Genomic DNA, 6658 nt, shown 5'->3' with positions numbered 1-6658 from the left:
CCCAATCAAAAACCTCAGATGCCCCCAGTCTCTCCCGAGCGTCTCCGCAGCTTCCACCGCGTCCCAGCACCTCAGCAGCGCCGGTGAAGGGGTATTTACGGATTAGGTCTGGGACCTGCAACCCCCAATTTTAAAAAACTTCACATTTCCGACCACCTTCCTCTTCACCTTAATAAAAACAACAGGTTAGCTTAACAAATCCTCCCGAGAACTCACAAAAAAGAGGTTTATAGAAAGAGAAAGAACAGTCTCTCGGCGGAATCGTACCCAATGCTTGGTACGCGCCCTGAGCCAGGCGCATGAAAACGCCGCCCGACTCTCCTCGGGCGGCGCAATTTACTGCGATGGTTATAGGGTTACTTCAGATCAAAACGATCCGCGTTCATCACCTTGTTCCAGGCCGAGACGAAATCGCAGACAAATTTGCCACCTGCGTCGTCCTGACCATAGACCTCCGCCAGTGCCCGCAGCTGCGAGTTCGACCCAAAGACCAAATCCACGCGGGTACCTGTCCACTTCACGTCACCACTTGCGCGGTCGCGGCCTTCATAGATGCCGTCACCGGATGGTTTCCATTCGGTGCCCATATCCAGCAGGTTCACGAAGAAATCGGTGCTGAGCGTGCCGACCCGTTCGGTCAGCACACCATGAGAAGTTCCGTCAAAGTTTGTGCCCAGCACACGCATCCCACCTACAAGCGCAGTCATCTCCGGTGCCGACAGCGTCAGCAGTTGCGCTTTGTCCACCAGCAGGGCCTCGGCCGGAACCGAGTATTCCTTGTGCAGGTAGTTGCGGAAACCGTCCGCTATCGGTTCCATCACCGCGAAAGACTCGACATCCGTCCGCTCTTGCGAAGCATCGGTGCGGCCGGGGCTAAAGGGAACATCAACGTCATGACCTGCGGCCTTGGCTGCCTTTTCGATGGCAGCACCACCACCCAAGACAATGAGATCGGCCAATGAGACCTTCTTGCCACCAGACTGTGCGTCATTGAACGCTTTCTGAACGCCTTCCAGCGCATCCAGCGCCTTGGACAGTTTCAACGGTTCGTTGACCTCCCAATCCTTCTGCGGGGCCAGACGAACGCGCGCACCGTTGGCACCGCCACGCATATCCGATCCCCTGAAGGTCGAGGCCGAAGCCCAAGCGGTCGACACCAGATCTGAGACAGACAATCCCGTCGCGAGTATCTTGGCTTTCAGATCGGCTACATCAGCGTCGTCAATAAGCGCGTGATCCACGGCCGGGACGTTGTCTTGCCAAATAAGCTCTTCGCTGGGTGCCTCGGCTCCCAGATAACGCGCACGCGGACCCATGTCGCGGTGGGTCAGTTTGAACCACGCGCGGGCAAAGGCATCGGCAAATTCGTCCGGGTTTTCGTGGAAGCGCTTCGAGATCGGGCCATAGATCGGGTCCATGCGCATCGCCATATCGGCGGTGGTCATCATAGTCTTGACCTTTTTCGATGGATCACCCGCTGCCGGGGCCATGTCCTCTTCCTTGACCCCAACAGGTTCCCAGATCCACGCGCCCGCTGGGCTCTTGGTCAGGTTCCAGTCGTAGCCAAACAGCAGGTCGAAGTAACCGTTGTCCCACTTGGTCGGGTTTGCGGTCCAGGCACCCTCGATGCCGCTGGTGGTGGTATCATCACCCTTGCCGCTGCCAAAGTCGTTGATCCAGCCAAAGCCCATCGCCTCCATCGGGGCGGCCTCGGGTTCGGGACCGACAAGACCGGGATCACCGGCGCCGTGGGCCTTACCAAAGGTGTGACCACCCGCAACCAAAGCAACGGTTTCTTCGTCATTCATCGCCATTCGGCCAAAGGTGTCGCGAATATCGCGACCTGAAGCCAAGGCATCTGGCTGACCATCTGGACCTTCGGGATTCACATAGATCAGACCCATTTGCACAGCGGCCAACGGGTTTTCCAGATCACGTTCGCCCGAATAGCGGCTGTGCGGGTTCTCGGTTGGGGCCAGCCACTCGGTCTCGGCACCCCAATAAATGTCTTCTTCGGGTGCCCAGATGTCTTCACGACCACCGGAGAATCCAAATGTTGTACCGCCCATGGATTCGATCGCGCAGTTGCCCGCCAATATGTAAAGGTCAGCCCACGAGATCTGGTTGCCGTACTTCTGCTTGATCGGCCAAAGCAGACGGCGCGCCTTGTCCAGGTTGCCATTGTCCGGCCAGCTGTTCAGCGGAGCGAACCGCTGATTGCCGGTCGATGCGCCACCGCGGCCATCTGCCGTGCGGTAGGTGCCCGCTGCGTGCCAGGCCATACGAATGAACAAACCGCCATAGTGCCCATAATCTGCGGGCCACCAATCTTGCGAATCCGTCATCAGCGCATAGAGGTCTTCCTTCAGTGCCTTCAGGTCGAGCTTCTTGAACTCTTCGGCATAGTCGAATATCTCGCCCATCGGGTTCGATGCAGGGCTATGCTGATGCAGAATCGACAGGTTCAGTTGGTTCGGCCACCAATCCCGGTTGGACCGGGCCTCGGCGCCATGCATTACCGGGCATTTGCCCATGTTGGGGGTATCACTTCCGTCCATATCGATCTCCAGTCCTGGCTAGATGTGTGCGTCGCGCGGTTAACTTTGAAACGAGAAACAGGGGTCTTGAGTGTTTTTGCGCTCGTCCTTGGCATGGGCGTTACGCGGGATCGCGCAGATCGTCCCTGCCTTCATTGTAGGAAATAGCATTAACGACTCGTTCTTTCTGTTTGGATGTAGATTTAGCAAATCCAAGCCATTCAAATAAGTTTTGTTTTTTGATGATATTGATAATCCAGAGCTATCACTTGAACATCTACGCGCAGCCTGACCCTGAAGCGCGTGATTGCGATTGCACCACCAAGCTTCACCGTACCTCGCAAGTCGGGCACGAGAGAGAGTGGACGCAAATAAGCTTCCGATGATGGCCGCGCATGAAACGACTGAACTGAGTTAGCGCAAAACGGATTGACCGGCCCAGATTCAGTGGCCACTGACCTTCTTATAAAGGGCCGATTTATAGCCGAAGGGAATTCCCAATACCCCGACAAGCCACCCAGCCGTTCGGGCAATCTGGATCAACCGCCGATCTGGTTGGAACGGAAACAGAAGGATTGCACCTAACAGCGCCAACAAGCGGAAGGGGATGCTCAAAAATCCCAAGACCGCTTTTGTTGGCTTCTGATCAAGCTTACGGCGCATATGGGTGTTGGACTGGTCCCTTCCCCGGGCGGTCTGATACCAGAATGACAACCTTTCGGGAGGAATGGTCTCGTACACAAAAGCGTCGGGCACCCAGCCGACCGGTAAGCCTGCAGCAACGGTCTCGGCATAAAACTTTGCATCCGTCCCGCCGGTCATCCGCATGGTTTCATCGAACCAAAGGCCGGTTTCGCTGAACAGACGTGTCTCGCCCAGCCAGTTATTTGTCACGATGGTCACGCCACCGGTACCGTTCAACGTGGCTTTCTTTGCAGCCGCGTTTTCCTTGTCGAGGTAACGATTGCTGATATTGCGCAACATCAGCCGCTGAATCGCGGTCTCCTGCCCCGATGGCCCCGCCGCACGAAGCGGAGCGCCCATTAGCACGGCAGAGCTGTTGCGATACCCGGCGACCAACCGTTCAAGCCAATCGACCGCCACCACTTCGTCATCATCGACAAAACAGAGCAGATCCGAGCCATTCTCCAACGCTTCGCGTGCGGCTCGGTTGCGTCCGAACGGGATGCCGAGTTCGGTCTCAAGGACATAGTTCAGACTTGCTCCATTAGGCAGCTTCTCCCCTACTGCCTGCACGGTACCTTCGCTGAGCGCTGCGCTGTCGTTTTCCACCACCAAACATCGCACCGAGCAGTCGGGCGGCAGCTTCATCTCTCCCCAGCTTCGAATCAAAGCGGCCAGCATCTCGGGCCGCTGCCGGGTCAGGGTCGAAACGGTAATGTTCAGCGGGACAGAGCGGTCTTTCATCGAAATCCCATACAATCCGTGCCGGTTTCTTGGCAAGGCGCGGTGATCAAGTGGCATCCTTCTGATGCTGCATCAGTGCTTCCAACCCTACACGGTAGCTCGGATAGAGCAATGAGACGCCCAGTTCATCCTTGATCCTGTCATTCCGAACGCGCTTGTTCTCATTATAGAAACTGCGCGCCATCGGGGTCAGATCAGCCTCATCAAACGGAACAGCAGGTGGCATCGGCAGACCTTGCAATTCGGCGGCATAGCCGATCACATCCTGCGGCGGCACCGGTTCATCATCACAGACATTGTAGATCGCACCCGGATTGGGTTTGGCCATCGACGCGATCAAAACTTGTGCAATGTCGTCAACATGAATGCGCGAAAACACCTGGCCCGGCTTGATGATCCGCCGCAACCCACCGCGTTTCAGCTTTGAAAACGGCCCGCGACCCGGCCCGTAAATCCCTGCCAGTCGGAAGATATGCAAGGGCAGGCCCGGAATGCCGCCCCATTGCTCCTCGGCACGCACGCGCCAACGGCCACGTTCAGCCGTCGGTGTGGCGGGCGTCGTCTCATCCACCCAGCCTCCCTGGTGATCCCCGTAAACGGCTGTGGTCGAAAGGTAGCCGACCCATTTGAACTGTCCGATCCGCGCGGCGATCTCATCCTTCAATTCCGCCAGCACCGGATCACCATCGGCTGTGGGTGCTGTAGAGACAAGCAGATGCGTCACCCCATCCAGATCAGGCCGATCCCCCGGCCAGACCCAAGGCTCGGCGCCCGAGTCGCGGATTGTCTCAAGTTGCTGGGAATCACGCGTGGTTCCGATGACCCGCCATGTGGTTGGATCCAGTTGCCTCGATATCGCTCGGGCAGAATAGCCGTGGCCGAAGGAGAATAGTGTCTGTGTCATGGTCCCTTTGATGATCTGCCCGGCACGTGGATGCAAGCGCCGGATGGACGCACTTGATTCGAATCCTCTGATGCGCATTCATTGAGAAATGACCAAAAAGACACCTGACTTGCACGCAGCCTACTCCCTGAAATCGCCCGAGGAGAACAAGCGCCTTTATGCGGAATGGGCAGGGGAATATGACGACAGTTTCGCAGCGCTTGAGGATTACCAACTCCACATCCACACGGCGCGCGCTTTTGTGGGTGCAGGCGGACAAGGCCCGGTATTGGATGTAGGCGCGGGCACTGGGTTATGCGGAGCTATTCTGGCCGGGTTAGGCGTGGGTCCGATCGACGCCACCGATATCAGCGCCGAGATGCTGGACGAGGCGATGCGCAAGGATATCTATCGCGACGCGATCGAAGCCGATCTCAATCAGGGCCTGCCAGTTCCACGCGGCAGCTATGCCGGTGTCGTCTCGTCCGGAACGTTCACCCATGGCCATCTTGGGCCAGAAGTTTTGCCAGCGCTCTTGCGTGTCGCACGCCATGGTGCGCAGTTCGCCCTGTCGATCAACGCAAAACACTTTGAGGCGCTCGGATTCGCCGATACCTTCCGCCGCCTCGAGGCGGATCAGATCAGAGACTTATCTTTAACGCAGGTCCGGATTTACGGCGATCTTGCTGCCGGCCCCAACAAAGATGACGTCGCTTTGATCGCATTGTTTGAGAAAACCTGACCAAAGCTCTGCGTAGGTCATATACGGACCTATGCAGAACTCGGCGGGGCAGAACGCCCTCGTGATCTAAGTATACATCTGCTTCTTGAAAGCCCGTGTCCGCGTTGTCGCCTCGGCTGAACCATCGTGATAAGTGCCGAACCACTTGTCGAACGGAATCTCCGACGTGCCGTAGTTACACTCGAAATACCGGTGATGAAGTTGGTGGAAGAAATCCCCGGCCCGCGCGGCATCCGTTTCACCAGCCTTCAGCTTTTCGAAACCCGAGTGAGACAGTACCGGGCTGATCTGCTGGAAGTAGGCGTGAAACAGCAGATGCAGCGGATGCGAGGGTACAATCAGATGGATGAAGTAGGTGGTGAAATAGAGAAGGTTTTCATACCAGTGGTTCGATATTCCCGACCATGGTCCGATATTGACGTTACGATGGTGCACAGCATGAACGTGCTTGTAGAGTTTCGGGTGATGTTCCAATCGGTGCACCCAGTAGAAATGAAGCCCTGACCACATCGGGATGAAAAGCATCCAGATCACGAACCAAACGGGGGCCACGGCCCAGGTTATCACTGGCGCATAGCCATTCGCCATGGCCCAGTAGATCAGCCACTGATAGACCGTCGCCACAGTCATCGCACTTCCCAGCGTCCACCAGATGTTATCCAAAACCTGATTTCGAAAGGTAAACGGCCCATTGTCACGTGTCAGATCACGCCGGTCGAATTTCTTGTACATGCCCTGCCCTTTGCGCATGTAAAGCCACCAATGCAGACCTCCTGCTATCATGATCTGAGGCACCATGTTCAGCAGCCAGATACGGAACATCCAGCCGGGCGCGAAACTCTGCATGGTCTCTAATGGAGGTAAAAACACGAAATAGGCGGCAAAAGCCATCACCATGCAAAGCGTCAGCGACGTAAGGGGAAGCCAAGCCCCTTTGTACCAGTTCAGGATAGCCGCAGGACGCGGCGGCCAGTTGAACAAAGGGTTCAAACCGACGGGCCCTTCGGGGCGGTAATTCCATCGGGCGGCTTCTGCATCATGTATATCGGTCATGGCTGAAACTCCTAA

5 protein-coding genes are annotated in these 6658 nt (G+C 56.7%); 1 reads left to right on the top strand and 4 read right to left on the bottom strand.

What is annotated here, in order from left to right:
• Positions 1 to 356: 356 nt before the first annotated feature.
• The 3 genes from katG to ACR0MP_RS19830 all read right to left on the bottom strand — a co-directional run bounded on the left by katG (position 357) and on the right by ACR0MP_RS19830 (position 4869).
• Complete coding sequence (katG, locus tag ACR0MP_RS19840; RefSeq protein ID WP_170737324.1) at positions 357 to 2558, bottom strand: catalase/peroxidase HPI; 2202 nt, start codon at positions 2556 to 2558, stop codon at positions 357 to 359.
• Between the two features lie 423 nt (positions 2559 to 2981).
• The gene (locus ACR0MP_RS19835) at positions 2982 to 3965 is read right to left on the bottom strand and encodes a glycosyltransferase (RefSeq protein WP_170737322.1); all 984 of its coding nucleotides are present in this window, start codon (positions 3963 to 3965) and stop codon (positions 2982 to 2984) included.
• Between the two features lie 46 nt (positions 3966 to 4011).
• Positions 4012 to 4869, bottom strand: coding sequence for an SDR family oxidoreductase (locus ACR0MP_RS19830; RefSeq protein ID WP_480887666.1), 858 nt, complete (start codon positions 4867 to 4869; stop codon positions 4012 to 4014).
• A gap of 88 nt (positions 4870 to 4957) precedes the next feature.
• On the opposite strand from ACR0MP_RS19830, the gene ACR0MP_RS19825 reads away from it, so the two are divergent.
• Positions 4958 to 5590: a class I SAM-dependent DNA methyltransferase gene (locus ACR0MP_RS19825; RefSeq protein ID WP_170408735.1), complete on the top strand. Its 633-nt coding sequence runs from the start codon at positions 4958 to 4960 to the stop codon at positions 5588 to 5590.
• Between the two features lie 66 nt (positions 5591 to 5656).
• On the opposite strand, the gene ACR0MP_RS19820 is transcribed toward ACR0MP_RS19825, so the two are convergent.
• The gene (locus tag ACR0MP_RS19820) at positions 5657 to 6643 is read right to left on the bottom strand and encodes a sterol desaturase family protein (protein ID WP_170408736.1); all 987 of its coding nucleotides are present in this window, start codon (positions 6641 to 6643) and stop codon (positions 5657 to 5659) included.
• Positions 6644 to 6658: the final 15 nt, after the last annotated feature.

This window comes from Ruegeria sp. K3 (assembly GCF_056531845.1).
This window is presented reverse-complemented; position numbering and strand designations above follow the sequence as displayed.

What these genes read in the sequence shown, in the direction of transcription:
- katG (WP_170737324.1), bottom strand. Translation starts at nt 2,558, where the DNA reads ATGGACGGAAGTGATACCCCCAACATGGGCAAATGCCCGGTAATGCAT.
- ACR0MP_RS19835 (WP_170737322.1), bottom strand. Translation starts at nt 3,965, where the DNA reads ATGAAAGACCGCTCTGTCCCGCTGAACATTACCGTTTCGACCCTGACC.
- ACR0MP_RS19830 (WP_480887666.1), bottom strand. Translation starts at nt 4,869, where the DNA reads ATGACACAGACACTATTCTCCTTCGGCCACGGCTATTCTGCCCGAGCG.
- ACR0MP_RS19825 (WP_170408735.1), top strand. Translation starts at nt 4,958, where the DNA reads ATGACCAAAAAGACACCTGACTTGCACGCAGCCTACTCCCTGAAATCG.
- ACR0MP_RS19820 (WP_170408736.1), bottom strand. Translation starts at nt 6,643, where the DNA reads ATGACCGATATACATGATGCAGAAGCCGCCCGATGGAATTACCGCCCC.